The sequence below is a fragment of the Micromonospora sp. NPDC048871 genome, assembly GCF_043198155.1.
Classification (GTDB): Bacteria; Actinomycetota; Actinomycetes; order Mycobacteriales; family Micromonosporaceae; genus Micromonospora.
This window is the reverse complement of the sequence record NZ_JBICUM010000005.1, coordinates 351,117-376,137: the sequence shown is the minus strand read 5'-3', so window position 1 is coordinate 376,137 and position 25,021 is coordinate 351,117. Positions and strand designations below refer to the sequence as shown.

Below are 25,021 nucleotides of genomic sequence, written 5' to 3'. Positions count from 1 at the left end.
TATAAACCACGGACCACAATATGGTCCATGATCGCCGGGCCCTACGGTTCATGTGCGGTCAAAGCCAAACCACTCGTCATCACGAGTCGGAACCCATGAGGCGTCGCATGACCAAGACGTTGAACCCGATCGACCTCGAGATCGTGACCGAAGGTCTCATCTCGATCGTGCGCGAGATGCGCCAGACGATCTTCCGCACCGCGCACTCCCCCGTCATCGCCGACGCACAGGACTTCTCCTGCGCGTTGTTCGACCCGAAGGGTCAGATGGTGGCCCAGGGCCGGGACATGCCTGGGCACGTCATCGCCATGCCGGCCTCCGTCGCCGAGATCTTCGCCGACTTCGCCGACGAGATGCGCCCCGGCGACCTGTACATCGTCAACGATCCGTACCGGGGCGGCAGTCACCTCAACGACGTCACACTGATCACTCCGGTCTTCGTCGACGGCGAGTTGTTCCTCTTCCCCTGCGTGCGGATGCACTGGGCCGACATCGGCGGGATGACTCCCGGCAGCGTCTCCGGGCAGGCCACCGAGATCCTTCAGGAGGGGTTGCGCATCCCGCCGATCAAACTGATCGAGCAGGGCCGCCCCAACGCCGCCGCGTACGCCATCCTCTTCGCCAACGTGCGGATGGCCGACGAGCGCCGCGGCGACCTGGAGAGCTGCATCGCCGCCTGCTTCACCGCCGAGCGACGACTGCGCGAACTCGTCGGCCGTTACGGCGCGCAACTGCTGCTCGACAGCGTGGCCGCCAACATGGACCGCACCGAGCAGCGGCTGCGTGACCGCATCCGGCAACTGCCCGACGGGGTCTACCGCTACGAGGACTACCTCGACCTCTACACCGACGGGCGGTACGACCCCGCCCTGGTGCGGTGCGTGCTCACCATCGACGGCGACGAGATCGACGCCGACTTCCGGGGCTCCTCCACGCAGGTCGCCGCCGTGGTCAACTCCTCGCGGGCGATGACCGTGGCCGGGGTCTTCATCGCCGTCAAGAGCGCGCTGGACCCCGGCGGCCTGGTCAACCACGGTGCCTTCCGGCCGCTGCGGGTGCACACCGAGCCCGGCACGGTCGTGCACGTCGCCTACCCCGCGCCCGCCAACGCGCACAGTGAGGTACGCAAGCGGGTCATCTCCGCGGTCATGGCCACGCTGAGTCAGGTCGCACCCGACCTCATCGCAGCCGACCAATTCGGAACCACCTTCCAGAACCTCATCGGCGGCGTGGACCAACGCACCGGCCGGTCCTACCTGTACTACGACTACCCCGCAGGTGGCAACGGCGGCTTCCTCGAATCCGACGGTCCGAGTGCGATGAACCCGGTCGACCTCGGCGACATCTCCACCATCCAGTCCGTCGAGCGGCTGGAGACGGAGATCCCCATCGTCGTGGACGCCTCCGAGCTGCGGCTCGGCTCGTGCGGCGACGGGGCACGCCGAGGCGGGCTGGGCAGCCGACGCGAGACCCGACTGCTGGCCAGCACCGGGGCGTACTCCGTGCAGACCGACCGCACCACCGTGCCGCCGTACGGTCTGCACCACGGTGGCCCCGGCGCCCCCACGGTCACCTTCGTGCGCCGCGCCGACGGCGAACGGGTCGACTTCGAGACCCCCGGCAAGGTCGCCGGCTTCGCCATGCGTACCGGCGACGTGCTCGTCATGGAGTCCGCCGGCGGCGGCGGTTGGGGTGACCCGCTCGACCGTGAACCCGCCGCCGTCGCCGACGACGTGACGCAGGGGTACCTGGACGCCGACGACGCCCAGCGCCGCTACGGCCTGTGCTTCGACACCGACGGCCGGGTCGATCCGGCCGCGACCGCGGCGGCCCGGCAGGAACTGCGCCGGCAGCGCACCTGGCTGCGGGTCACCGTCAACGGACGGCAGCCGTACACCGGGGAGCGCGGCCGGCGACGGCTGGCCTACGTGGGCCCGGCCGCCGGCCTGGCCGAGGGTGCCCTGGTGGAGATCCACGGCCCGCACCCCGCGCCCCTGCGGGCCTGGGTCCGGCACGACCCGGACCTGACCGACGACCAACTGGCCCTCGACGACGACGGGCTGCAGATCCTCGGCGCCGAACCCGACGAGCGCACGTTCGTACGGGTGCTGGCCGACCGGGGCACGACCGGGGAGGGACCGGCATGAGCAGAGTCTTCCGCGTGCCCGTGGCACCCGCCCGCTCGGGCGGGGCCCGCCGCTACGACACCACCGAACGACCTTCGGCGGAGCCGACCCCCGCCCGCGCCGGCATCGTCGCCGGGGTGCTCAGCCCGCACCCGCCGCACCTGATCTACGCGGAGAACCCGCCGCAGAACGAGCCGCGGTCCACCGGCGGCTGGGAGGTGCTGCGCTGGGCGTACGAGCGGCTGCGCAAGCGCATCCGCGAGGTGCACCGCCCGGACGTGCTGATCGTGCACGCCCCGCACTGGATCACGATGGTCGGCCACCACGTCAACTGCGTGCCCAACCCGCGCGGGGTCTCCGTCGAGCCGATCTTCCCGCACCTGTTCCGGTACTCCTACGACTTCCGTACCGATGTGGAGCTGGGCGAGGCCATCGCCGACGAGGCCACCGACCTGGGCCTGGTCACCCGCAAACTGCACGACCCCCGGGTACGGGTGGACTACGCCACCATCGGCGCCCTGCACCTGGTCAACCCGGCCTGGGACATCCCGGTGGTGTCCCTGTCGGCCAACAACAACCCGTACTTCTACTCCGAGGCGTCGCTGGAGGAGATGGAGGTGCTGGGCGAGGCGACCCGTCGGGCCGTCGAGCGCACCGGCCGCCGGGCCGTGCTGCTGGCCTCCAACTCCCTGTCCCACCTGCACTGGCACGAGGAGCCGGAGCTGCCGGAGGACATGGAACGCGAGCACCCGTACAACAACCACCAGTACCGCTGGGACATGAAGCTGCTGGAGGCGATCCGCCGAGGGCCGACCGCGCCGCTGCGCGAGCTGATCACCGAGCACATCGAGGCGACTGCCTCGGAGACCAAGGCGGGCAGCCTGACCTGGATGTTGGCCGCGATGGGCTGGCCGCAGGTGCCCGGCGACGTCATGGGCTACGGAACGATCATCGGCACCGGCAACGCGGTCGTCGAGTGGACGCCCGAAGGAGGACACCGTGGCTGACACCGGCATCGTCGCCGGGGCGCTGCTGCCCGGCATGCCGCACCTGCTGGCCGAGAAGCCCGCGCAGTGCTGGGCCGACCTGGCCGCCGCCGCCCGGGATGTCGGCGAGCGGCTGCGCCGTCTCAAGCCCGACGTGGTGCTGCTGCTGTCCACCCAGTGGTTCACCGTCCTGGGCCACCAGTTCCAGTGCGACCCGAACCCGCGCGGCGAGCACGTCGACGAGAACTGGTACGCCTACGACTACGGCGAACTTCGCTACGACCTGCGCTTCGACGTGCCGTTCACCGAACGGTGGACCGAGCACGTGAGCAAGGCCGGCATGCAGGCCCGGCGGACCCGCTACGACGGCTTCCCGATCGACACCGGCACCATCGTCACCTCGGCGCTGCTCGACCCGGACCGCGAGCTGCGGTGGGCGCAGGTGTCCTGCAACCTCTACGCCGACGCGGAGACCCTCGCCGACGTCGGTGCGGCCGGTGCCGCCGCGGCCCGCGAGGCGGGCGTACGTGCCGCAGTCGTCGTGGTCACCGGCATGTCGTCCGGCCTGATCCAGCAATGGATCGAGCCGCACGAGGATCACGTCAGCGACCCCGGGCACGACCGCTGGAACCGGCGGGTGCTGGACCTGCTGACCGCCGGCAAGGTCGACGAGGTGCTGAAGATCCGCGAGGACTTCGCCCGGCAGGCGCAGGCCGACAGCCAGTTCCGCGCACTGGCGTTCGCCGCCGGCGCCGGAGCGACCGCCGGTCCGGCGCAGCTGCACGCATACGGACCGCTCTGGGGCACCGGCGGCGCCGTCCTGTCCTGGAACCTGCCCTGAACATCGGAAAAGGAGAACCCATGCGGAACATGGCTGCCGGCTTCGTCGAGGCCGAGGGCTACACCGCCATCTTCGACGCGGTCGACGCGATGGTGAAGGCCACCGAGGTCGAGGTGACCCGCGTCGTGCGCCTCGGCGGCGGCATCGTCGCCGTCGCCCTGCGTGGCGACCTGGCCACCGTCGAGGAGGCCGTCGACATCGGCGAGGAGACCGCCAAGGCCAAGAGCCGGAAGGTGCGTTCCATCGTCTTCGCCAGCCCCTGTGACGCGGTGTCGGCGCTCGCCGTCGACCCCCGCCTCGTCGGCAACTGACCCGGTAAGGAGAAACCGAACATGCCTTCTGACATCGCCATCGGCATCGTCGAGACCCGGGGCGTGGTGGCCCTGTCCGCCGGGATCGAAGCCATGATCAAGACTGCGGACGTGCGCTGCATCGCCGTGGAGCGGGTGACCAGCGGTTACCTCGCCGCCGCCGTGCAGGGCACCCTCGCCGCCGTCCGGCAGGCCGTCGCCGCCGGCGAGGCCGCCATCCGGCAGCACGGCGAGCTGCGCAGCTCGCAGGTGTACCCCAAGCCGCACCCCACCACGGCGGCGCTGCTGGAGGACCCGGAGGCCGCCCGCATCCGCGAGGTCATGGCCAGCCTGCGGGGAGACGGCTGATGATTCTCGGTGAGGTCGTCGCCAAGGTCTGGCCGGACAAGATCCTGCCGACCTTGCAGGGCCGCCGGCTGGTGCTGGTCCGGCCCCGCACCGAGGGGCCCGACCTGGTCGCGATCGACCCGCTCAACGTCGGCGTCGGCACCGTCGTGCTGGTCGCCACCGACGAGGCGGCCGCCGCGGCCACGGGCGAGCCGACGGCGGACGCGGCCGTCGTGGCGCTCGTCGCTGACTCCACCACCGAACGATAGGGAAACCAGGCCCATGACATCCGGGCGTACCACCCGCTGGCCGAGCGGCCTGATCGACGGGCGCCGCAGCGGCGATCTGCTGCTACCGAACTACGTCGGCGGTGAGTTCGTCACCGGCGGCACCTCGTTCGCGAAGGTGTCGCCGGTGACCGGCGAGACGCTGCTGCACGTCGCCGAGGCCGATGCGGCCACCGTGGACGCGGCGGTGGCCGCCGCTCGGGCCGCGCTGCGCGGCCCGTGGGGTGCCATGGGCGAGGGTGAGCGGGCCGCTGTGCTGCGCCGGGTCGCCGACGAGTTGGAACGCCGCTTCGACGACCTGGTCGCCGCCGAGGTCGCCGACACCGGCAAGTCGGTGGCCCAGGCCCGGACCCTGGACATTCCGCGGGGTGCGGCGAACTTCCGGGCCTTCGCCGACATCATCACGGCCACCCCGACGGAGTCGTTCACCACGGTCACCGCGACCGGCGGGCGGGCGCTGAATTACGCGGTCCGCAAGCCGGTCGGCGTGGTGGCGATCATCGTGCCGTGGAACCTGCCGCTGCTGCTGCTGACCTGGAAGGTGGCCCCGGCCCTGGCCTGCGGCAACGCCGTGGTGGTCAAGCCCAGCGAGGAAACGCCCTCCTCGGCTACCGTGCTGGCCGAGGTGATGGCCGCCGCCGGGGTGCCCGAGGGGGTGTTCAACCTGGTGCACGGCTTCGGCCCGGACTCCGCCGGTGAGTTCCTCACCCGCCATCCCGGGGTCGACGCGATCACCTTCACCGGCGAGTCCGCCACCGGATCGGCGATCATGCGGGCCGCGGCCGACGGGGTGAAGGCGGTCAGCTTCGAGTTGGGTGGCAAGAACGCCGGGCTGGTCTTCGCCGACGCCGACCTGGACGCGGCCGTCGAGGGTTCGGTGCGGTCCAGCTTCACCAACGGTGGCCAGGTGTGCCTGTGCACCGAGCGGATCTACGTGCAGCGGCCGGTCTTCGAGGAGTTCGCCGCCCGGCTGGCGAAGCGGGCCGAGGAACTGGCGTTCGGTTGGCCGTCCGAGCCGGCGACGATGACGATGCCGCTGATCTCCGCCAAGCACCGGGAGAAGGTGCTCGGCCACTACGACCTGGCCCGCACCGAGGGGGCCACCGTGCTGGCTGGCGGCGGTGTGCCGGTGTTCGGCGACGGCCGCGACGGCGGCTCGTACGTGCAGCCCACCGTCCTGACCGGACTGGGGCGGCACGCCCGCACCATGCGGGAGGAGATCTTCGGGCCGGTCTGCCACATCGCGCCGTTCGACGACGAGGACGAGGCGTTCGCGCTGGCCAACGACAGCGAGTACGGCCTGGCCGCCACCGTGTGGACCCGCGACGTGGGTCGGGCGCACCGGGCCGGGGCACGGCTGGAGGCCGGACTGGTCTGGGTGAACACCTGGTTCCTGCGGGATCTGCGCACCCCGTTCGGCGGGGTGAAGGCCTCCGGCGTGGGACGCGAGGGCGGCACCCACTCGCTGCACTTCTACTCCGAACTCACCAACGTCTGCGTGGACCTCGGATGACCGCCGACATCAAGGGCGCGGCCGCAGCGCTGCGCCAGGCGTACGACACCGGGGTGGCCTGTCAGCCGCTGCGCGACGACCTGCTGCCGACCGGCGACCTGACCGCCGCGTACGCCGTGCAGCAGGCCCAGGTCAGCGACTGGCTGGCCGAGGGTCGCCGGCTGGTCGGGGCGAAGGTGGGCCTGACCTCGCGGGCGGTGCAGGAGGCGTTCGGGGTCTTCCAGCCCGACTTCGGTGTCCTCTTCGCCGACATGGCCGTCCCGGACGGTGCCGAGATCGACCCGAGCACCCTGTTGCAGCCGCGGGTCGAGGCGGAGGTCGCCTTCGTCCTCGGCCGCGACCTGCCCTACGACCAGGTCACCGTCGCCGACGTGGTGCGGGCCACCGACCACCTGCTGCCCGCCATCGAGATCGTCGACTCGCGGATCGCGAACTGGGACATCTCCATCGTGGACACGGTGGCCGACAACGCCTCCAGCGGCAGGTACGTGCTCGGCACCAGTCCGCGCCGGCTGGGCGAGGTCGACCTGCGGCTCTGCGGTGCCGTACTGGAGCAGGGCGGCGAGCCGGTCTCCGTCGGGGCCGGGGCGGCCTGCCTGGGCAATCCGCTGCACGCCGTGGCCTGGCTGGCGGGGACCCTCGCCGCGAACGGTCGACCGCTGCGGGCCGGGGACACCGTGTTGTCCGGCGCGCTCGGACCGATGGTGGCGGTGACCCCGGGCGCGGCGTACGAGGCCCGGATCTCCGGCCTGGGCAGCGTCCGGGCCTGCTTCTCCTCGGGCCCCGTGAGCGCGAGGAGTGAGCCGGTTTTGCGAGCCCCGCAGTCGAGAACGAAAGGTGGCTCGGCATGAGCACCGGCGTGGCGGTGATCGGTTCCGGCAACATCGGTACCGATCTGATGATCAAAGTGCTGCGGCTCAGCGAGAGCCTGCGGATGGTGGCGATGGTCGGCATCGACCCGGCCTCCGACGGTCTGGCCCGGGCCCGCCGGCTCCGGGTGGCCACCACCGCCGAGGGGGTCGAAGGGCTCGTCGCGATGCCGGAGTTCTCCGACGTCGGGATCGTCTTCGATGCCACCAGCGCGGGCGCGCACCGGCACAACGACGCGGTGCTGCGCGCCCACGGCCGTCGGGTGGTGGACCTGACCCCGGCCGCCATCGGCCCGTACGTCGTACCGCCGGTGAATCTCGACGCCCACCTGGGCGAGCGCAACGTCAACATGGTGACCTGCGGCGGTCAGGCGACCGTGCCGATCGTCGCGGCCGTCGCCGCCGTCTCGCCGGTGGCGTACGGCGAGATCGTGGCCTCGATCTCCTCCCGTTCGGCCGGTCCGGGCACCCGCGCCAACATCGACGAGTTCACCGAGACCACCGCCCGGGCCATCGAGGTGGTCGGCGGGGCGGGCCGGGGCAAGGCGGTGATCGTGCTGAATCCGGCGGAGCCGCCGCTGCTGATGCGCGACACGGTCTACTGTCTGTGCCCTGATCCGGACGCCGACCGGGCCGCGATCGCCGCCTCGGTGGAGGCGATGGTGGCCACGGTGCAGCAGTACGTGCCCGGCTACCGGCTCAAGCAGCAGGTGCAGTTCACCGAGGTGGACACGTACGTGCCGGCGCTTGGCGGGTCGTTTGTCGGCCTGCAGGTCTCCGTGTTCCTGGAGGTCTCCGGTGCCGGGCACTACCTGCCCGCGTACGCCGGAAACCTTGACATCATGACCAGCGCCGCGCTGCGTACGGCCGAACGGATGGTCTCGTCGTGACCGATCTCTACATCCAGGACGTGACCCTGCGCGACGGCATGCACGCCATCGCCCACCGCTACACGGTCGACCAGGTGCGGACCATCGCCGCCGCCCTGGACGCCGCCGGGGTGGCCGCCATCGAGGTGGCCCACGGCGACGGGCTGGCCGGATCCAGTGTCAACTACGGCCACGGCGCGGCCAGTGACGCCGAGTGGATCGCGGCGGCGGCCGAGGTGATGACGAACGCCAAACTGACCACCCTGCTGCTGCCCGGCATCGGCACCATCGCCGACCTGAAGGCGGCCAAGGCCCTCGGGGTGACCAGTGTGCGCATCGCCACCCACTGCACCGAGGCCGACATCTCCGCCCAGCACATCTCCTGGGCCCGGGACAACGACATGGACGTGTCCGGGTTCCTGATGATGTCCCACATGAACGACGCGGCCGGGCTCGCCGCGCAGGCCAAACTGATGGAGTCCTACGGGGCACACTGCGTCTACATCACCGACTCCGGTGGCCGGTTGACCATGGCGGACGTGGCGCAGCGGGCGGACGCGTACCGGCAGGTCCTCGATCCGACGACGGAGATCGGCATCCACGCCCACCACAACCTGTCCCTCGGGGTGGCCAACAGCCTCGTCGCGGTCGAACACGGGGTGCGCCGGGTGGACGCCTCGCTGGCCGGGATGGGCGCCGGGGCGGGCAACGCCCCGCTGGAGGTCTTCATCGCGGTGGCCGAGCTGAACGGCTGGCAGCACGGCTGTGACGTGTTCGCGCTGATGGACGCCGCCGAGGATCTGGTGCGTCCGTTGCAGGACCGGCCGGTGCGGGTGGACCGGGAAACCTTGTCGCTCGGCTTCGCCGGGGTCTACTCGTCGTTCCTGCGGCACGCCGAGAGCGCCGCCGGGCGGTACGGCGTGGACGTGCGCACCATCCTGCTGGAGTTGGGCCGCCGCAAGATGGTCGGCGGCCAGGAGGACATGATCGTCGACGTGGCGCTGGACCTGGTCCGGGACGCCGGGAAGGACCCGCAGTGATCGACACCCTCGCCGCCCGCCTGGACGAGGCCGCCGTGACGCGGACCGCGCTCGCCCAGTTCGGTGCCGACGCCGGACTCGACGTGGCCACCGCGTACCAGGTGCAGGACGCCCTGGTGGCCCGCCGGGTGGGCCGTGGCGAGGCGGTGGTCGGGGTGAAGCTGGGCCTGACCAGCCGCGCGAAGATGACCCAGATGGGCGTCGACGAGGTGATCTGGGGTCGGCTCACCGACGCGATGCACATTCCCGACGGCGGCACGGTCGACCTGTCCGGACACATCCATCCGAAGGTCGAGCCGGAGGTGGCGTTCCTCATCGAGGGCGGCGCGATCGCCGCCGTCGCCCCCGCCGTCGAGCTCATCGACTCCCGGTACCGGGACTTCCGGTTCACCCTGCCGGAGGTGATCGCCGACAACACCTCCGCGTCCGGATTCGTCGTCGGGCCGTGGCGTCCGGTGCCCGACAACCTGGACAACCTCGGTGTGCTGATGGAGGTCGACGGTCGGGTCGCGCAGGTCGGCTCCACCGCGGCGATCCTCGGCGACCCGCGCCGCGCCCTGCCCGAGGCGGCCCGCCTCGCCGGGGATCTGCGCGACGGTTGGGTGCTGCTGGCCGGCGCGGCGACCGCCGCGGTGCCCCTGACGGCGGGCGCGCACATCCGGGTCACGGTCGAGCAGCTCGGCACCGTCTCGCTGCGGGCGTCGGCATGAGCGGGGCCCGGGTAGTCGCCGGCAAGGCCGTGCCGCGTGGCCGGTTCCCGCACGTCAAGGTCGCCGGCGGGTTCGCCTTCGTCTCCGGTACGAGCAGCCGCCGCCCCGACAACACGATCGCCGGTGCGACAGTGGACGCCCTGGGCACCACCTCGTTGGACATCGAGGTGCAGACCCGCGCGGTGATCGAGAACATGCGCGACATCCTGCGCGAGGTCGGCGCGGAGCTGTCCGACCTGGTGCAGGTGACCACCTACCTGGTCAGCATGAACGACTTCGGCGGCTACAACCGGGTGTACGCCGAGTGCTTCGACGAGGCCGGGCCGACGCGCACCACCGTGGCGGTGCACCAGCTGCCGCACCCGCACCTGTTGATCGAGATGCAGGGGATAGCGCTGCTGCCGCCGCGCTGAGGCAGCCGGCCTCGCCTCAGTCCTCCGGCAGCGAGTCGACCAGGAACACCTGGTCGGCGCCGCCGGTGCACGGCTCCGCCGCCGCCTCGGCCGGCACCTCGGTGTGGTCGTCGCGGATGCCGACGCACAGGTCACTGCCCGCCGGTCGCAGCCGGTACTCCGTCGGCGCCGCCCCGGTCGGCTCGAAGCGGAACAGTTGCGGCCAGAAGTCGGTGCGGCAGTCCTGCCAGGGCTCGATCAGGTTGCGGCCGGGATCCTCCCGCCGGACGGTGAGACAGCCGGGTCCGTGCACCGGATGGTGCCACTTGATGAAGTACAGGTCGTCCGCCACCGGCTGGAGATAGGTGTCCGGTGGGGTGGCCTCCGCGCAGGGGCGCTGGGCCGCCACCTCGTGGGGGTACCCGCCGGTGCGGTCGCGCCCTTCGGTGAGGCACAGGTGCGGGGCGCGGGCGGGCCGGAGCTGGCTCCGCCCGCCGCTGGGCGCGGCCGACGAACCACTGCCCGGCGAGGTGACCGCGCCGATCTGCTCCGTTGCGGTCCGCTGCTCGTCGTCGGGCCACCAGAACCAGGCGCCGAGGACGAGGGCGGCCAGCAGGGTACCGACGAGGAGCAGCGTCGACGCAGGTCGGGCGAACCAGCCCGAACGCGCCGGGCGGACCGGTTGCGTCACGAAGCCGTCCTCGTCGGGGCCTGCCCCGGCCGGCGGAAGGTCCTCCGGCACAGACGTGGTCGAGATCAGCTCGGGCCCGGCGTACGGGCCGGCGGCCAACCGATCCCGTGCCCGCAACCACCGTTCCACCTGATCCTGCGCCCCGCAGGCGCGGACGAATGCGGCCAGCACCTCCGGTCGCGGCAGGGTGGACCGGCGCAGCAGATCGGCAGCGGTGCTGCGGGCCAGCACGTCGCCGGCTGCGGCCGCGCGCTGTTCCAGTTGCCGGTAGGTCAGTCCGGACCGATCCTTCAGCCGGCGTAACAGGTCGACGAACCCGGCCGGGTCGGTCGCCTCCTCCGGTCGTAACTCCCCCGTGGTCATCGCCTGATTCTCCCGAGCCGTCGAAGGCCGGGCAACCCGCCCCCGCACGACTGTCCGAGGTGGTCGGACAAGACCCGGACAAGCCGCGCTGAGCTGCGCGGACACCGCACCGAGGCGAGCCGGGCATTGTCTCGGACAGCCCGGATACCTAGCGTCTTGTTCGACAGCCGACGCAGGGCCGAGGGGGCCGGCGCAGGGCCGAGGGGCTCGTGCCGAGCCCGATCACATCAATCACCACGGGGGTGGAAGCGATGCATGAGGCTGCCCGGGATCCGGTGCCGCAGACCGCCACGGCGGGCGAGTACGTCGGGTTGCTGCGGGACATCCGGCGACGCTCCGGCCTGACCTATCGGGAGATCTCCCGCCGCGCCTCAGCGGCCGGGCACTGGCTGCCGCCGAGCACCCTGGCCACCATGCTGGGGCGTACCACCCTGCCCCGCGAACAGACCGTCGTGGCCCTGCTGACCGCCTGCGGAATGCCGCCGGCCACCATCGAGCAGTGGATCGAACTGCGGCACGAGATCGACGTACGCCTCAGCCGGTCGACCCGACCGGTCGCGGGTCCGGCCCTCTCGGCGTGCTGTGGGGTGCGGCACCCCCAACGCGAACCGGAGCCGCCGGTCACCTCGTACCCCCGGCGGCTGCACCCGGCGGTGATCGCCGTGGCGGGCGCGCTCCTCGGGGCGTACGGGATGCGGCTGGCGCACCGTCGGGACGCCGCTCCCCGCCCGGTCGACGGACCGGACGGGGAGCCCTCTCACCCCGACTGACGACTCACGGTCGGAGCCGGTTGGCGTAGACGTAGGCGCCCACGGACCCGCCGACGGCCAGACCGGCCTCGGCGTCGAAGCGGTAGTGCACACCCAGGTAGATCCGGCTGAGGGCGTTCTCCTGGGCAGCCTGGTCGAAGCCCGGCATCCGCCGCACGACCCCCCGGGCGAAGGGGTCGTCCGTGGTGGCGTCGAAGGCGATGTCGTTGGTGCCGAAGTATCCCTTCATCACCGCCGCCCACGCCCCGGCGAAGGTGGCGTGTCCGGAGATGTAGGCCGGGAAGGCCGGTGAGAAGGAGACCCCGTCCACCTGCCGCGACAACGGCTCCCACCCGTTGCCGATCGCGCTCTCCGGCCGCCACAGATCGATCGGGGTCAGATACTTGGCGTCCCAGGCGGCGATGGCGGAGTCGGCCAACGCCAGGCCGACCAGCCCGAACAGCCGGGCGTTGGCCAGGATGCCGAGCTGCCGCTGCTTAGCCACGATCTGGGTGTGCGCGAACAGCTGACCCGGCGGCTTGTAGGTACCGGCCACGTCGTTGGCCCAGAAGTGGGCCAGCTGGGTCTGGTCGGCGGTGCGCAGCGTCGAGGTCCGGCTGCCGAGATCGCGTACCTCCTGCACCTGGTCGAGATACTCCTGCGTGTCGAGCAGGTCCTCGTAGTCGTCCGCGCCGGCCGGCAGCTCAGGCCGGAACTGTCGGCCGGAGGTCAGCACGAACGGGGTGACCCGACCCCAGTGCGGGGTGACCGCCGGGGTGCCGTCGGTCGGTCGCCACGCCCCGTCGACCCCGTCGGGTTGGTACTGGGTGGCGTCGCCGGACCCGTCGTTGGCGCGAGCCTGGAGGTTGGCGGCGGCGGCTGCGGCACCGACCGTCGTACCCCGAGTGGCTTCGGCGGGGTTCACCCCGGAGGGTCGGCGGGCGACCGCGGTGGCCAGGGCCGTCTCCAGGTCCGTTCGGCGCTGCGGGAAGCGGGCGACCAGTACGTCGAAGGCGGCCTGGTCGACGGCCGCGTGCAGGGACGGGGCCACCACGTCGTCCATGGTGCCCGGGTAGTTGACCGGTACCCGCACCCGGTAGGGGTTGCCGACACCGGTGACCGAGACGGCGGCGTCGTGCATGGCCGCGTGCAGGATCGCCGCGTCCCGGGCGGCGACGGTGGGTGCCGGCGTCGAATCTCGGTAGCTGTCCAGCAGCACCTCGTTCCAGTACAGGATCGGGTCGCTGACCGCGTCCACGGCCAACGGGGTCAGCGAGATGTTGTCCAGCCGGACGGTGGAGGCCGCCCGCCCACCGAAGTGGAACAGGAGCACCGCCTTCGGGTCACCGAACGGGGCGACGAAGTCGAAGGTGAACCGGCGCATCGTGGCGGTGAGGGCTACCTCCCGGTCGAACGCGGAGGTGAAGGGGGTGTCGACCCGGGAGACCGAGACCCGCACGTTGCGGCTGACCTCGGCGGAGGCGTCGAACTGCAACCGGTACGGCGTCGCCGCCGTCACCCCGAACTCGAAGTGCCCGACCAGGTCCTCCCAGACGGGCTTGCCGACCGTGTTGGCGGTGCGGATGCGCAACTGCCCGGCGTTGACGGTCGTGCTGGTCGCGGCCAGTCGGGTCCACCAGGGATCGGTGCTGCCGTTGTCGAAGGTGCCGTTGCGGATGAGGTTGCCGGATGCGGCGGCGGCCGGTTCGGAACGGACTAGGGCCGGGAGGGTGCCGGCCAGCACGACCGCCAGCACCAGGCTTAGCAGACGACGCAGTCGCCGTTCAGGGTTGATCGATCGGGTCATGGAGAGCCTTTCCGGGAATCGGCGGCGATCAGTTCCTCCGCCGGGGATTTCGGCTCACCGTATGAGCGTTTTCCCTGTTCGCAGCCATCGAACAGGCTTCGGAACAGTGCCGAACACCGGTCGTACGCCGGTGCCAGGGTGTGCCGCACCCTGGGTGGCCGGAGCCCGGGTGGCTACCGTGGCTGGCATGTCGACAACCGCGCTCGGAGCCTTCCTGACCGCCCGACGTGCCCGGTTGACCCGGGCGATGTCGGTCTGGTCTCTGCCGGATGTGCCCGTCGGCGGTCACCCACATCCCGACGTACGGATGCGGGGCCTGCTCGCCGGTGGATGCGGTCGGGGCGGGCGCGGATCGCGGTGGCCGTGCCCCCGCCGCCCGGGCCGGCGGAACACGCCGCCAGCAGCAGGAGAAGGCAGGTCCCGGTGAATACGGCCAGGTACGGCTGCCCGGAGCCGGTCGATCGGTGCGAGGTTCGGAAAAGGCGTCGCGGTCGGTGCTGGTGGCCATCTAGTCTCGGATTCGCCATGTCGACCACGGTAGGTATCCCGCCGGCAAAGAGCCTGGTCCTGGTACTCCCAGGAAGGTCGCGGCCGGGCAGGTAGCCGGACCGCGCACCCGGGCCGCAGGGTACGTGGCACTCCCCCTACGAGGTGGTTGCCTGATGTCCGATTCCTTTGTCGTCTGCTCGAACCTGAGCTTCTCCTGGCCGGACGACACTCCGGTGTTCCAGGATCTGTCCTTCACCCTCGGTGGGGGTCGCACCGGGCTGGTCGCGCCGAACGGTGCCGGCAAGAGCACCCTGCTCAAGTTGATCGCCGGTGAGTACCGCCCCGCCGCCGGGTCGGTGTCGGTGCAGGGGGTGCTGGGCTACCTGGCGCAGGATCTGCCGCTGGTCGGGGACCGCACGGTGGCCGAGGTCCTGGAGATCGCTCCCCTGGTCGCCGCGCTGCACGCCATCGAGTCCGGGGACGCCGGCGAGGAACACTTCACCACCATCGGCAACGACTGGGATGTCGAGGAACGCACCCGCGCCCAGTTGGACCGGCTGGGCCTCGGTGACCTGGCCTTCGACCGGCCCCTGCACACCCTCAGCGGTGGTCAGATCGTCTCCCTGGGGGTGGCGGGCCAGTTGTTGAAGCGGCCCGAGGTGCTGCTGTTGGACGAGCCGACGAACAATCTCGACCTGGCCGCCCGGCATCGGCTCTCCGAGGTGCTGGAGCAGTGGACCGGCTGCCTGCTGCTGGTCAGCCACGACCGGGCGCTGCTGGACCGGATGGACCGCATCGCCGAACTGGACCGTGGCGAGCTGCGGTTGCACGGCGGGAACTTCACCGCGTACGAGGCGGCGGTGCGCGCCGCGCAGGAGGTGGCGGAGAGGAAGGTCCGCACCGCCGAGCAGGACCTCAAGCGGGAGAAGCGGGAGTTGCAGGAGGCCCGGGAACGGGCCGCCCGCCGGGCCGGTACGGCCGCCCGCAACCTGAAGAACGCCGGCCTGCCGAAGATTCTCGCCGGCACCCTGAAACGCAACGCCCAGGAGTCCGCCGGCCGGGCCGACGAGGTGCACTCCGCCCGGGTCGACGAGGCCAGGGCCCGCCTGGACGAGGCGGGACGGGCGGTACGCAACGAGCAGAAGCTGATGGTGGACCTGCCGGACACCCGGGTACCGGCCGGACGCACCCTGGTGGCCGGGGAAGGGATGCAGGTCCGCTACGGCGGGCGGGCGGTGTTCGCCGGGGACGGGGTGGACCTGACCATCCGGGGCCCGGAACGGATCGCCCTGCTGGGCGCCAACGGTGCCGGCAAGTCCACCCTGCTGCGCCTGATCACCGGTGACCTGGCACCGGAGGGTGGTCGGATCAGGCGGGCCGAGGGCCGGATCGCGTACCTGTCGCAGCGGTTGGACCTGCTGGACGCCGACCGTACGGTGGCGGAGAACCTGGCCGCGTTCGCACCCCAGGCACCGCAGGAGCAGCGGATGAATCTGCTGGCCCGGTTCCTGTTCCGTGGCCCCCGGGCCCACCTGCCGGTCGGGGCCCTCTCCGGTGGAGAGCGGCTGCGGGCCACCCTGGCCTGCATTCTGGGCGGGGAGCCGGCACCCCAGCTTCTGCTGCTCGACGAGCCGACCAACAACCTGGACCTGGTCAGTGTCGGTCAGTTGGAGAGCGCGCTACACGCCTATCAGGGTGCGCTGCTGGTGGTCAGCCACGACGAGCGGTTCCTCGCGGAGATCGAGGTCAGCCGCTGGCTGCGACTCACCGAAGGACATCTGTTGGAGACCGGTCCCCCACAGGTCGACTGACGTCGTCGATCGGCAGCCTTCCCTGCCGCTGCAGGCGAATCAGCCGGTGCCGCCGCGGCAGATAATGACGATGATGATGATGCCTGCTTCCTCTCCGCCCGCCGTGCAGCCCCCGGTGATGTACCAGCAGTGGAACCTGATCACCTTCATCCACTGGCGCTACCCACCCGCTCTCATTCAGTCCCTGCTTCCGGCCGGGCTGAGAGTGGAGACCTTCGACGAATCAGCCTGGATCAGCCTGATTCCGTTCCTCATGCAGGGGGTCAGGCCACCGGGGGTGCCACGACTGCCCTGGCTGTCGGAATTCCCGGAGACGAATGTCCGGACCTACGTCCGGGATCAGCACGATCGCAGCGGCATCTGGTTCCTGTCCCTGGACGCGGCCCGGCTGCCCGCGGTCCTAGCAGCGCGGGCCAGCTACGGACTGCCCTACTTCTGGGCCGACATGACGGTACGCCGTAGCGCGGATCTGATCTCCTATCGATCCTCCCGTCGCTGGCCCGGACCCCGCGGAGCCCGCTGCGATGTGGACGTCCGCTTCGGTCCGCCGCTGGATGAGCGGGAGCGAGACGAGCTGGCTCACTTCCTCACCGCCCGCTACCGACTCTTCACGGTCGTCTTCGGTCGGCTTGCCGCCGCCGAGGCCGAACATGTCGAGTGGCCCCTGCACCGCGCCGAGTTGCTGCACCTCGACCAGACCCTGCTGGCTGCGGCGGGTCTGCCGGCGCCCGACGGACAACCCCTGCTGCATGCATCACCGGGGGTGCCGGTCAGGGTGGGAATGTGGCACCGCTGATCCTCGACGGCTCGGCGTCGATGGTTCGGGTGGTGCCGACAGCGCCGTCACCGGCGGTGCCGGCACCACCAGTGCCGTCGCCACCCACCGCCGCCTCGCGACTTCTCCTCGGCCACCTCGACCTGGGTGGCGAAGAGGGTCGTAAAGCGCTCGCCCAGCGACGGCGGCAGGGGTGTCCTGCTGACGCAGCTACGCAGCCGGGGCAGGGCGGGTCGGTCCCGGGCCGCGTCGAGCAGGGCCGCGTACATCGCCGAGGTGCCGTGGAAGACGGTGACCTCCTCACGGAGCATGAGGTCCAGTGCCGCCGGGCCGGTGAATCGGCTCAGCAGCACCAGGGTCGCCCCGGCGGCGACCGTGCCGGTCAGCGCCACCCCCTGACCGAACCGACCCCCCAACGGCAGACAACTGAGCACCACCTCGCCGTCCTCCGGTTCGCCGTCGGCCCAGGCGACCGGATCGCCGTCGGGCTCGGCGAAGAGGGCGGTGCCGCCGGGTGCGGGGTCCCCCAGGTCCTCGAGCCGGGGTACGTCGGACGGGCCCCGGGTCGGGCCGACGGAGAGCAGGGGTACCCCGGCTCGGGCGCTGACCCGCCGCCCGGCGGCCAGTTGAGAGGTGTGGCAGACCAGCAGCCGGGCGCCATGGGCCAGGTGCAGGGCCTGCGGGTCGGCCGGCACCGTGATCGGCACGGGGTTCGCACCGGCGGCCAGGGTGCCGTAGTAGACCCGGGGAAAGTCGACCACGTTCGGGGCCAACAGGGCCACCGGGTCACCCGGGCGTACCCCTGCGGCGCGGAGCCCGGCGCCGTAGCAGCGGGCCTCCCACCACAGTTCGGCGTAGGTGACCCGGACCCGGCCGTCGACCACGGCCACCGTGTCGGCGTGCCGGCGGGCGGCCCCGGCCAGCAGGGTCGCCGGGGACAGGGTGGTCATCGGGGCGGTGCGGTGTACAGCCGGCTCACCGTCTCGGCCACACAGACCGGCTTGCCGCCACCCTCACCCTCCACGGTCGCGGTCGCGACCAACTGCACCCCACCCTCGAACGAGGTGACCTGGTCGATGGTGGCGACGACCCGGATCGAGGTGCCGACCCGTACCGGGGCGGGGAACCGGACCCGGTTGAGGCCGTAGTTGATCCCCATCCGTACCCCTTCCACCCGGTACAGCCGACCGACCAGGGCCGGCAGCAGGGAGAGGGTCAGGAAGCCGTGGGCGATGGTGCCGCCGTACGGCCCGGCTGCCGCCCGTTCCTGGTCGAGGTGGATCCACTGGTGGTCGTCGGTGGCGTCGGCGAACAGGGCGACCCGGCTCTGGTCGATGGGAAACCACGGGCCGGGGCCGAGGGTCTCGCCGATCGCCCCGGCCAGTTCCTCGATGCTGGCGAAGGTCCTCATCCCAGGTGCCCTCCGATCTTGGTGTAGCCGCGCAGCAGGTCGCGGGAGATGATCAGGCGCTGCATCTCGTCGGTGCCCTCGAAGATCCGGTACAGCCGCACCTGCCGGTACCAGCGTTCGATCGGCAGTTCGCGGGTGTAGCCCATGCCGCCGTGGATCTGCATGACCCGGTCGACCACCCGGTTGACCATGCCCGCGCCGTAGAGCTTCGCCATGGAGGAGGAGTGCCGGGGGTCCAGACCGGCGTCGACCGTCCAGGCGGCCCGCAGGATCAGCCAGCGGGCGGCCTCCAGCTCGGTCTCCGAGTCGGCGATCATCCACTGGATGGCCTGGTTGGTGCCGATCTTGGCACCGAAGGTCTCCCGGGTGTTGGCGTGCTCGATGGCCATCTGGAGGGCCCGTTCGGCGATGCCGATGGCGTGCGAGGGGATGATGTAGCGCCCCTTGCCGATCCACTTCATACCCAGGGCGAAGCCCTGGCCCGGCTCGCCGAGGATGTTGCGGTGCGGCACCCGTACGTCGTCGAAGATCAGTGAGGCCGGACCCCCCTCGCCCATGGTGGGGATGAACTCCGACCGCCAGCCCATCGACCGGTCCACCAGGAAGGCGGTGGCCCCGCCGTTGCGGACGTCCCGGTCGGGGTCGGTGACCGCGATGACGATGGCGAAGTCGGCCTCGTTGCCGCCGGTGATGAAGGTCTTCTCGCCGTTGAGGATCCAGTCGTCGCCCTCGCGGCGGGCCCGGAACCGGATGTTGGCCGCGTCGGAGCCGGCGCCCGGCTCGGTGATGGCGAAGCAGGAGATCCGGTCACCGGCGATGGTGGGCAGCAGGAACTCCTCCCGCTGCTCCTCGGTGGCGTGGAACAGGATGTTGTCCGCCTCGCCACCGAAGCGGAACGGCACGAAGGTGCGGCCGATCTCCGTCCAGATCAGGGACTGGACCACGGCGGGCAGGTCCATGCCGCCGTACTCCTGCGGGGTGGCCAGGCCCCAGAAGCCGAACTTCTTCGCCTTGAGCTGCAACTCGCGCAGCTCGGAGCGGTCCAGGCCGGGCTGGTGGGCCCGTTCCCGGCGCAGCAGCTCCTGCTCCAGCGGCATGACCTCCCGGGTGATGAAGTCGCGGGCGGTGTCGCGGATGGCCCGTTGTTCGTCGGACAGCCCGAAATCCATGTGCTCACGGTTCCTCTCGGTCAGAAGGCGTTGACGCCGGTGAGCGCCCGCCCGATGAGTAGCTGCTGGATCTGGCTGGTGCCCTCGTAGAGGGTGGCGACGCGGGCGTCGCGCAGGTACTTGCCGACCGGGTACTCGTCGATGTAGCCGTACCCGCCGAAGACCTGGATGGCGTCGTTGGCCGCGCGGACGGCGGCCTCGCTGGCGAACAGTTTGGCCATCGAGGCCTCGGTGGCGAACGGCTGCCCCCGGTCGATCAGGTCGGCCACCTGCCAGACCAGCAGCCGCGCCGCGGCGGTGTCGACCGCTATCCCGGCGAGCAGTTGCTGCACGAGTTGGTGCCCGGCGATGGGTTTGCCGAACTGGGTGCGGGTGCCGGCGTAGTCGACGGCGGCGTTCAGGCAGCCCTGGGCGATGCCGACACATCCGGCGGCGACCGACATGCGTCCCTTGGCCAGGGTGCCCAGGGCCAGCCGGAAACCGGCCCCGCACTCGCCGAGCCGGGCCGAGTCGGGCACCCGTACCCCGTCCAGGGCCAGTTCGGCGGTGGCCTGTCCGCGCAGGCCCAGCTTGCCCTTGATCTCCGATCGGGACAGTCCCGGGCTGTCGGTCGGCACCAGGAAGGCCGTGATGCCCCGGTGCCCGGGGCCGCCGGTGCGGGCGAAGACGATCGCCACGTCGGCCGTGGTGCCGTTGGTGATGAAGGTCTTGCGGCCGGTGAGCAGCCAGTCGTCGCCGTCGCGGACCGCCCGGGTGGCCAGGGCCGCCGCGTCCGAGCCGCTGTCCGGTTCGGTCAGGGCGAAGCAGCCGAGCGCAGCGCCCGAGCAGAGCGCGGGCAGCCACTGTTCGCGTTGCTCTCGCGTGCCGTGGGCGGCGATCGACTTGGCGACCAGGCCGAGGGAGACCGACACGATGCCGCGTACGGCGGAGTCACCCCGGCCGAGTTCCTCCAGCACCAGGCAGTACGCGAGATGGTCGCCGCCGGATCCGCCGTGCTTCTCGTCGATGGTCAGGCCGAGGAAGCCGAGGTCGCCGAGCTTGCCGACGATGTCGGGGTCGACCGCCTCACGCCGGTCCCAGGCCGCCGCGTGCGGCACCACCTCGCGGTTGACGAAGTCGGCGGCGAGTTCCCGGACCGCGACCTGCTCGGCGGAGAGGTGAAGGTCCATGCGATTAAACTAGCGCTGCAAGTTTTATGCTGTCCAGACCCCGGTGTGGCACAGTTCCCGCGAACCACCCATCCGAAGGAGGACGCCCATGCCCCGGCCGCGACAGGCGCTGCTCAGCCGGGAGCGGATCGTCGAGACCGCCGCCGCGTTGATCGACGCCGACGGACTCGACGCGTTCTCCACCCGCCGGCTCGCCGCCGCCCTCGGCGTACGCGGGCCCTCGCTCTACAACCACTTCGCCACCAAGGACGAGATCCTCGACGCGGTAGCGGACAGCATCACCGGCCAGGTGGACGTGTCGTTCTTCGGCCAGGTCGACTGGCGCGAGGCCCTACGTCGCTGGGGGTACGCCTTCCGGGCCGCCCTGGCGGCCCACCCGAACATCGTGCCCCACCTGGCGCAGGGCCCCGGTCGACGTCCGGCGGCCCTGGCCATGGCCGACGCCGTCTACGGCGGACTGGTCGCGGCCGGCTGGCCGCCCGCCCGCGCCACCCACATCGGCGCCCTCATGCGCTACTTCGTGACGGGTTCGGCCCTCGGGTCCTTCGCCCGGGGCTTCGTGGAGGACCCTGGCCTGTACGCCGCGCAGTACCCCCACCTGAGCCAGGCCCACCGCTTGGCCGAACACCAGCAGCGGGTCGACGAGGGCGCCTTCGCGCTGGGCCTGGAGGCGCTGATCGAGGGGCTGTCGCACACCTACGAACGGCTCGTAGGTCCACTTGCCCCCCTCCCGCCGGAGGGCGGGACGCACTAGAGTCCAAACTTGCACCGCTAGTTTTAGGTCGAGGTGGAGGCTCATGGAATCCGTACGGACCGATTTCTACCTCGACGGAGGCTGGGTTCCCGCCGATGGCCGGCAGTCGCTGGAGGTGCACAACCCCAGCACCGAGGAGGTCATCGGCACGGTTCCGGCCGGCACGGCAGACGACGTCGACCGGGCGGTGGCCGCCGCCCGGGCCGCCTTCGAGGGCTGGGCCGCGACCGACCCCGTCGACCGGGCCGCCCACCTCGACCGGCTGCACGCCGAGCTGACCGCCCGGGCCGAGGACATCGCCCGCACGGTCGCCACCGAACTCGGCACCCCGCTCAAGGTCGCCACCCGGGTCCAGGCAGGACTGCCACTGACCGTGCTGCGCAGCTACGTCGACCTGGCCGCCCAGCCGCCGGCACCGCAGACCGTGGGCAACTCCCTGGTGGTACGCGAACCCGTCGGGGTGGTCGGGGCGATCACCCCGTGGAACTACCCCCTGCACCAGATCGTCGCCAAGCTCGCCCCCGCCCTCGCGGCCGGCTGCACAGTGGTGCTCAAGCCCAGCGAGCTGACCCCGCTGACGGCGTACCTGCTCTTCGACGCCATCCACGCCGCCGATCTGCCACCCGGCGTGGTCAACCTGGTAGCCGGCACCGGGCCGGTGGTCGGTGAGGCCCTCGCCGGACACCCCGACGTGGACCTGGTCTCCTTCACCGGCTCCACCGCCACCGGCCGACGCATCGCCCACCTGGCCGCCGACCGGATCGCCCGGGTGGCCCTGGAACTCGGCGGTAAGTCGGCGAACATCATCCTCGACGACGCCGACCTGGCCGCCGCGGTCAAGGTCGGGGTCGGCAACGCGATGCTCAACTCCGGACAGACCTGCACCGCGTGGACCAGGATGCTGGTGCACCGCGACCGCTACGACGAAGCCCTCGAACTGGCCGCCAAGGCGGTCGCCGGCTACCGGCTCGGTGACCCCTTCGACCCGGCCACCCGACTCGGCCCCCTGGTCTCCGCGCAGCAACGCGACCGGGTACGCGAACACATCACCCGGGGCCTGGCCGACGGTGGCCGGCTCGTCGCCGGCGGCCCCGAGGCCCCGGTGCCGCAGCGCGGCTGGTTCGTCGCCCCGACGATCATCGCCGACGTCGACCCGGACAGCGCCCTGGCCCAGGAAGAGGTCTTCGGCCCGGTCCTGGCGGTCATCCCGGTCGACGACGACGACCACGCCGTACGGGTGGCCAACAACTCCCGCTACGGGCTGGCCGGTGCGGTCTGGTCCACCGACGAGGAACGCGCGGTGCAGGTGGCACGCCGGTTGCGCACCGGGGCGGTCGACATCAACGGGGCACCCTTCAACCCCCTCGCGCCGTTCGGCGGCTACAAGCAGTCCGGCCTCGGCCGCGAGCTGGGCGCACACGGGCTGGCGGAGTTCTGCGAACTGAAGGCGATCCAGCGATGAGGGGCCTCGTGGCCAGGGCCGCTGGCACTCCCCCGCGCGTCGAGCAGGTAGACCTGCCCGACATCGACACCGGGCAGGTACGGGTGGCGATCCGGGCCGCCGGCGTCTGCCACTCCGACCTGTCCATGGTGGACGGCACCATCGCCGCCCCGTACCCGCTGCTGCTCGGCCACGAGGCCGCCGGTGTGGTGGTCGAGATCGGTGACGGCGTCGACCGGGTAACGGTCGGCGACCACGTCGTGCTCAACTGGGCGCCACCCTGCCGGGCCTGCTGGTCCTGCACCCACGGCGAACCCTGGCTGTGCGAACACACCGGCACCCCGGCCACCGACGCCGGGCACACCATCGACGGCGAGCCGCTGCACGTCACCCTCGGCCTCGGCGCGCTCGCCGAACAAGTGGTGGTGCCGCAGCACGCGATGGTGGTCGTACCGGCCGACTTGCCCTTCCCCACCGCGGCGCTGCTCGGCTGCGCGGTGCTCACCGGCGTCGGCGCGATCCGGCGTACCGCCCAGGTACGCCCCGGCGACTCGGTAGCCGTCATCGGCCTCGGTGGCGTCGGCCTGTCCGCGGTCGCCGCCGCCCGCGCGGCCGGGGCCGCCACCGTCATCGCGGTCGACGTCTCCCCCGCCAAGGCCGACCTGGCCCGCGCCGCCGGTGCCACCGACTTCCTACTAGCCGACGACACCCTCAGCCGCGCGGTACGGAAGTTGACCGGCGGTCGCGGCGTCGATCACGCAGTGGAGTGCGTCGGTCGGGCCGCCACCATCCGCACCGCCTGGCGGGCCACCCGTCGCGGCGGGCAGGTCATCGTGGTCGGCATGGGCGGCAAGGACGACATGGTCGGTCTCAGCGCGTTGGAGATCTTCCACTCGGCCCGGACGCTGCGCTCCTCGGTGTACGGCTCCTCCGACCCGGACCGGGACCTGCCGGCGCTGGCCCGCGCGGTGCTCGACGGAAGCTTCGACCTCGACTTCCTGGTCACCGACCGGATCACCCTCGACGAGGCACCCGAGGCGCTCGCCCGGATGGCCCGCGGCGAGGGCGCCCGTACGGTGGTCCTGTTCGACTGACGCCCGGCGGCTGAGATGACCTGACATTCGATGCTGTCCCCGCCACGCGACCGCGATCGTGCAGGCCATCCTCGTCCTGCACTGCGTCGAGAACCGGCCTGCGCAGGACAGTTGAAGTCATTGTTTCAGGGACGGGTCCCAGGCGATGAGCTGATCGAAGATGTGACGGTCGCCTTCGAGCTTCAGGGAATCCAGCGGTATGCGGCCGTAGAACATCAAGACGAGGTCACTGGCCGTGCCCTGGGCGGAGGCGTCGGCCGTGTCCGGGGCCTCGCCGGCAGCGGGCTCGCCGAGGCGAGTGACCCGTGCCCCGTCGTCCGACAGCCGCAGGCGCCAGGAGCGGCCCTCGGTGGCGTGGTAATCGACGACGGCGGGCTGGTGTGGCCAGGCGACCGTCGTTGCGCAGAGGGTGAACTGGCAGTCGTCGAAACCGTCGAGGGCGACCTCGTCTGGTAGCGGCTGCGGGGCACCCACGGTGAGCTGGGCGTCGTACGTGTACACCGCGATCTCGGGGACCTGGCGTCGCGCCCATGCGCCGGAGGTCTGTGGTGACGGCGAGTCGTCCCACCACGTCCAACAACCGCGGTCCGGGCCAGCCTCGCGCAGCGTGCTCGTCAGTTGCTCGATGGACTCGGTCCACCAGGCCAGCAGTGCCTCGCGTTCCCGAGGCGCACCCATGCCGTCGTCCCAAGCCGACTTTTCCGGGGGCGCGTCTGCGGGCCCTGCGGCGACGACGGCGGCTGATTTGCGGCGGGCCATGCCCACGTGTTGCACGAGCTCGAACAGCGTCCGCCCGGGAGAGGCATGCGGATCGCTGGTCAGAACCGGCACGTCGAGGCTGGGCGCTGCGGCGACCGCAGCGCGGAAGGCGGTCGACCGTTCGTCAATGAGCCGCAGATGATCAGAGAACGTCAGAATCGTCTGCACTCCGGCTTTCTACCAGTGCGCTCCAACAACCGGACAGCGATTTTCGCAGCCGACGCGGCGGGCGGCGTTCTCATGCCGATGACAGTGTGTCTGGACTCGA

General features: G+C 71.4%; 25 protein-coding genes. 18 read left to right on the top strand and 7 right to left on the bottom strand.

What is annotated here, in order from left to right:
- The first annotated feature begins 107 nt into the window (after window positions 1–107).
- From ACGFIK_RS15265 to ACGFIK_RS15210, 12 genes are read left to right on the top strand one after another with little or no spacing between them, the layout of a single operon-like run.
- On the top strand, window positions 108–2,147 hold the full coding sequence (locus ACGFIK_RS15265; protein WP_327026404.1) for a hydantoinase B/oxoprolinase family protein: 2,040 nt from the start codon (window positions 108–110) through the stop codon (window positions 2,145–2,147).
- Window positions 2,144–3,133, top strand: coding sequence for a tRNA U-34 5-methylaminomethyl-2-thiouridine biosynthesis protein (locus ACGFIK_RS15260; protein ID WP_013733322.1), 990 nt, complete (start codon window positions 2,144–2,146; stop codon window positions 3,131–3,133). The genes ACGFIK_RS15265 and ACGFIK_RS15260 overlap by 4 nt, the downstream gene beginning before the upstream one ends.
- On the top strand, window positions 3,126–3,953 hold the full coding sequence (locus ACGFIK_RS15255; RefSeq protein ID WP_327026405.1) for a 2-amino-5-chlorophenol 1,6-dioxygenase subunit alpha: 828 nt from the start codon (window positions 3,126–3,128) through the stop codon (window positions 3,951–3,953). The genes ACGFIK_RS15260 and ACGFIK_RS15255 overlap by 8 nt, the downstream gene beginning before the upstream one ends.
- Before the next feature lie 20 nt (window positions 3,954–3,973).
- A complete protein-coding gene (locus ACGFIK_RS15250; protein ID WP_013733320.1) occupies window positions 3,974–4,264 on the top strand; it encodes a BMC domain-containing protein in 291 nt (96 codons plus the stop codon).
- Window positions 4,265–4,285: 21 nt separating this feature from the next.
- Window positions 4,286–4,612, top strand: a complete 327-nt coding sequence (locus tag ACGFIK_RS15245) for a BMC domain-containing protein (protein ID WP_013733319.1) — start codon at window positions 4,286–4,288, stop codon at window positions 4,610–4,612.
- Complete coding sequence (locus ACGFIK_RS15240; RefSeq protein WP_102658970.1) at window positions 4,612–4,860, top strand: EutN/CcmL family microcompartment protein; 249 nt, start codon at window positions 4,612–4,614, stop codon at window positions 4,858–4,860. Before ACGFIK_RS15245 ends, ACGFIK_RS15240 begins: the two co-directional genes overlap by 1 nt.
- Before the next feature lie 13 nt (window positions 4,861–4,873).
- Window positions 4,874–6,391 (top strand): 2-hydroxymuconic semialdehyde dehydrogenase, encoded by a 1,518-nt coding sequence (locus ACGFIK_RS15235; RefSeq protein WP_393339793.1) that lies wholly within the window; start codon window positions 4,874–4,876, stop codon window positions 6,389–6,391.
- Complete coding sequence (locus tag ACGFIK_RS15230) at window positions 6,388–7,242, top strand: 2-keto-4-pentenoate hydratase (protein WP_393339790.1); 855 nt, start codon at window positions 6,388–6,390, stop codon at window positions 7,240–7,242. The genes ACGFIK_RS15235 and ACGFIK_RS15230 overlap by 4 nt, the downstream gene beginning before the upstream one ends.
- Window positions 7,239–8,150: an acetaldehyde dehydrogenase (acetylating) gene (locus tag ACGFIK_RS15225; protein ID WP_393339788.1), complete on the top strand. Its 912-nt coding sequence runs from the start codon at window positions 7,239–7,241 to the stop codon at window positions 8,148–8,150. Before ACGFIK_RS15230 ends, ACGFIK_RS15225 begins: the two co-directional genes overlap by 4 nt.
- Window positions 8,147–9,169 (top strand): 4-hydroxy-2-oxovalerate aldolase, encoded by a 1,023-nt coding sequence (gene dmpG, locus ACGFIK_RS15220; RefSeq protein ID WP_393339785.1) that lies wholly within the window; start codon window positions 8,147–8,149, stop codon window positions 9,167–9,169. Before ACGFIK_RS15225 ends, dmpG begins: the two co-directional genes overlap by 4 nt.
- The gene (locus tag ACGFIK_RS15215; protein ID WP_393339783.1) at window positions 9,166–9,879 is read left to right on the top strand and encodes a 2-keto-4-pentenoate hydratase; all 714 of its coding nucleotides are present in this window, start codon (window positions 9,166–9,168) and stop codon (window positions 9,877–9,879) included. Before dmpG ends, ACGFIK_RS15215 begins: the two co-directional genes overlap by 4 nt.
- Window positions 9,876–10,292, top strand: a complete 417-nt coding sequence (locus tag ACGFIK_RS15210) for a RidA family protein (RefSeq protein ID WP_393339780.1) — start codon at window positions 9,876–9,878, stop codon at window positions 10,290–10,292. The genes ACGFIK_RS15215 and ACGFIK_RS15210 overlap by 4 nt, the downstream gene beginning before the upstream one ends.
- A gap of 16 nt (window positions 10,293–10,308) precedes the next feature.
- On the opposite strand, the gene ACGFIK_RS15205 is transcribed toward ACGFIK_RS15210, so the two are convergent.
- Window positions 10,309–11,325 carry a helix-turn-helix domain-containing protein gene (locus ACGFIK_RS15205; protein WP_393339777.1) on the bottom strand — a complete coding sequence of 339 codons (1,017 nt, stop codon included), beginning with the start codon at window positions 11,323–11,325 and terminating at the stop codon, window positions 10,309–10,311.
- 251 nt (window positions 11,326–11,576) lie between these two features.
- Between ACGFIK_RS15205 and ACGFIK_RS15200 the strand changes: the two genes are divergently transcribed.
- The gene (locus ACGFIK_RS15200; protein ID WP_393339774.1) at window positions 11,577–12,095 is read left to right on the top strand and encodes a helix-turn-helix domain-containing protein; all 519 of its coding nucleotides are present in this window, start codon (window positions 11,577–11,579) and stop codon (window positions 12,093–12,095) included.
- A 4-nt stretch (window positions 12,096–12,099) separates the two neighbouring features.
- Here the strand turns inward: ACGFIK_RS15200 and ACGFIK_RS15195 are convergent, their stop codons facing one another.
- Window positions 12,100–13,881, bottom strand: coding sequence for a carbohydrate binding domain-containing protein (locus ACGFIK_RS15195; RefSeq protein ID WP_393339771.1), 1,782 nt, complete (start codon window positions 13,879–13,881; stop codon window positions 12,100–12,102).
- 662 nt (window positions 13,882–14,543) lie between these two features.
- On the opposite strand from ACGFIK_RS15195, the gene ACGFIK_RS15190 reads away from it, so the two are divergent.
- Together ACGFIK_RS15190 and ACGFIK_RS15185 are read left to right on the top strand one after the other, a co-directional pair.
- On the top strand, window positions 14,544–16,181 hold the full coding sequence (locus tag ACGFIK_RS15190; RefSeq protein ID WP_393339768.1) for an ABC-F family ATP-binding cassette domain-containing protein: 1,638 nt from the start codon (window positions 14,544–14,546) through the stop codon (window positions 16,179–16,181).
- Window positions 16,182–16,260: 79 nt separating this feature from the next.
- Entirely contained in the window at window positions 16,261–16,977 is a 717-nt protein-coding gene (locus ACGFIK_RS15185) for a YqjF family protein (protein WP_393339765.1), read from the top strand.
- A gap of 47 nt (window positions 16,978–17,024) precedes the next feature.
- Here the strand turns inward: ACGFIK_RS15185 and ACGFIK_RS15180 are convergent, their stop codons facing one another.
- From ACGFIK_RS15180 to ACGFIK_RS15165, 4 genes are read right to left on the bottom strand one after another with little or no spacing between them, the layout of a single operon-like run.
- Entirely contained in the window at window positions 17,025–17,906 is an 882-nt protein-coding gene (locus ACGFIK_RS15180; RefSeq protein WP_393339762.1) for an AMP-binding protein, read from the bottom strand.
- Window positions 17,903–18,367 (bottom strand): MaoC family dehydratase, encoded by a 465-nt coding sequence (locus tag ACGFIK_RS15175; RefSeq protein WP_327026419.1) that lies wholly within the window; start codon window positions 18,365–18,367, stop codon window positions 17,903–17,905. Before ACGFIK_RS15175 ends, ACGFIK_RS15180 begins: the two co-directional genes overlap by 4 nt.
- Entirely contained in the window at window positions 18,364–19,536 is a 1,173-nt protein-coding gene (locus ACGFIK_RS15170; RefSeq protein ID WP_327026420.1) for an acyl-CoA dehydrogenase family protein, read from the bottom strand. The genes ACGFIK_RS15175 and ACGFIK_RS15170 overlap by 4 nt, the downstream gene beginning before the upstream one ends.
- A 20-nt stretch (window positions 19,537–19,556) precedes the next feature.
- Complete coding sequence (locus tag ACGFIK_RS15165) at window positions 19,557–20,705, bottom strand: acyl-CoA dehydrogenase family protein (protein WP_393339759.1); 1,149 nt, start codon at window positions 20,703–20,705, stop codon at window positions 19,557–19,559.
- Between the two features lie 88 nt (window positions 20,706–20,793).
- Here ACGFIK_RS15165 and ACGFIK_RS15160 point away from each other — a divergent pair, with 88 nt between their 5' ends.
- Genes ACGFIK_RS15160 through ACGFIK_RS15150 form a run of 3 tightly spaced genes read left to right on the top strand, consistent with a single transcriptional unit; the run spans window position 20,794 to window position 23,994 of the window.
- Window positions 20,794–21,459: a TetR/AcrR family transcriptional regulator gene (locus tag ACGFIK_RS15160; protein WP_327026422.1), complete on the top strand. Its 666-nt coding sequence runs from the start codon at window positions 20,794–20,796 to the stop codon at window positions 21,457–21,459.
- Between the two features lie 43 nt (window positions 21,460–21,502).
- Window positions 21,503–22,921, top strand: a complete 1,419-nt coding sequence (locus ACGFIK_RS15155; RefSeq protein ID WP_393339756.1) for an aldehyde dehydrogenase family protein — start codon at window positions 21,503–21,505, stop codon at window positions 22,919–22,921.
- The gene (locus tag ACGFIK_RS15150; RefSeq protein ID WP_327026424.1) at window positions 22,918–23,994 is read left to right on the top strand and encodes a Zn-dependent alcohol dehydrogenase; all 1,077 of its coding nucleotides are present in this window, start codon (window positions 22,918–22,920) and stop codon (window positions 23,992–23,994) included. The genes ACGFIK_RS15155 and ACGFIK_RS15150 overlap by 4 nt, the downstream gene beginning before the upstream one ends.
- Window positions 23,995–24,111: 117 nt before the next feature.
- Here ACGFIK_RS15150 and ACGFIK_RS15145 read toward each other — a convergent pair whose 3' ends face one another.
- Window positions 24,112–24,921, bottom strand: coding sequence for a maleylpyruvate isomerase N-terminal domain-containing protein (locus ACGFIK_RS15145; protein WP_327026425.1), 810 nt, complete (start codon window positions 24,919–24,921; stop codon window positions 24,112–24,114).
- Window positions 24,922–25,021: the final 100 nt, after the last annotated feature.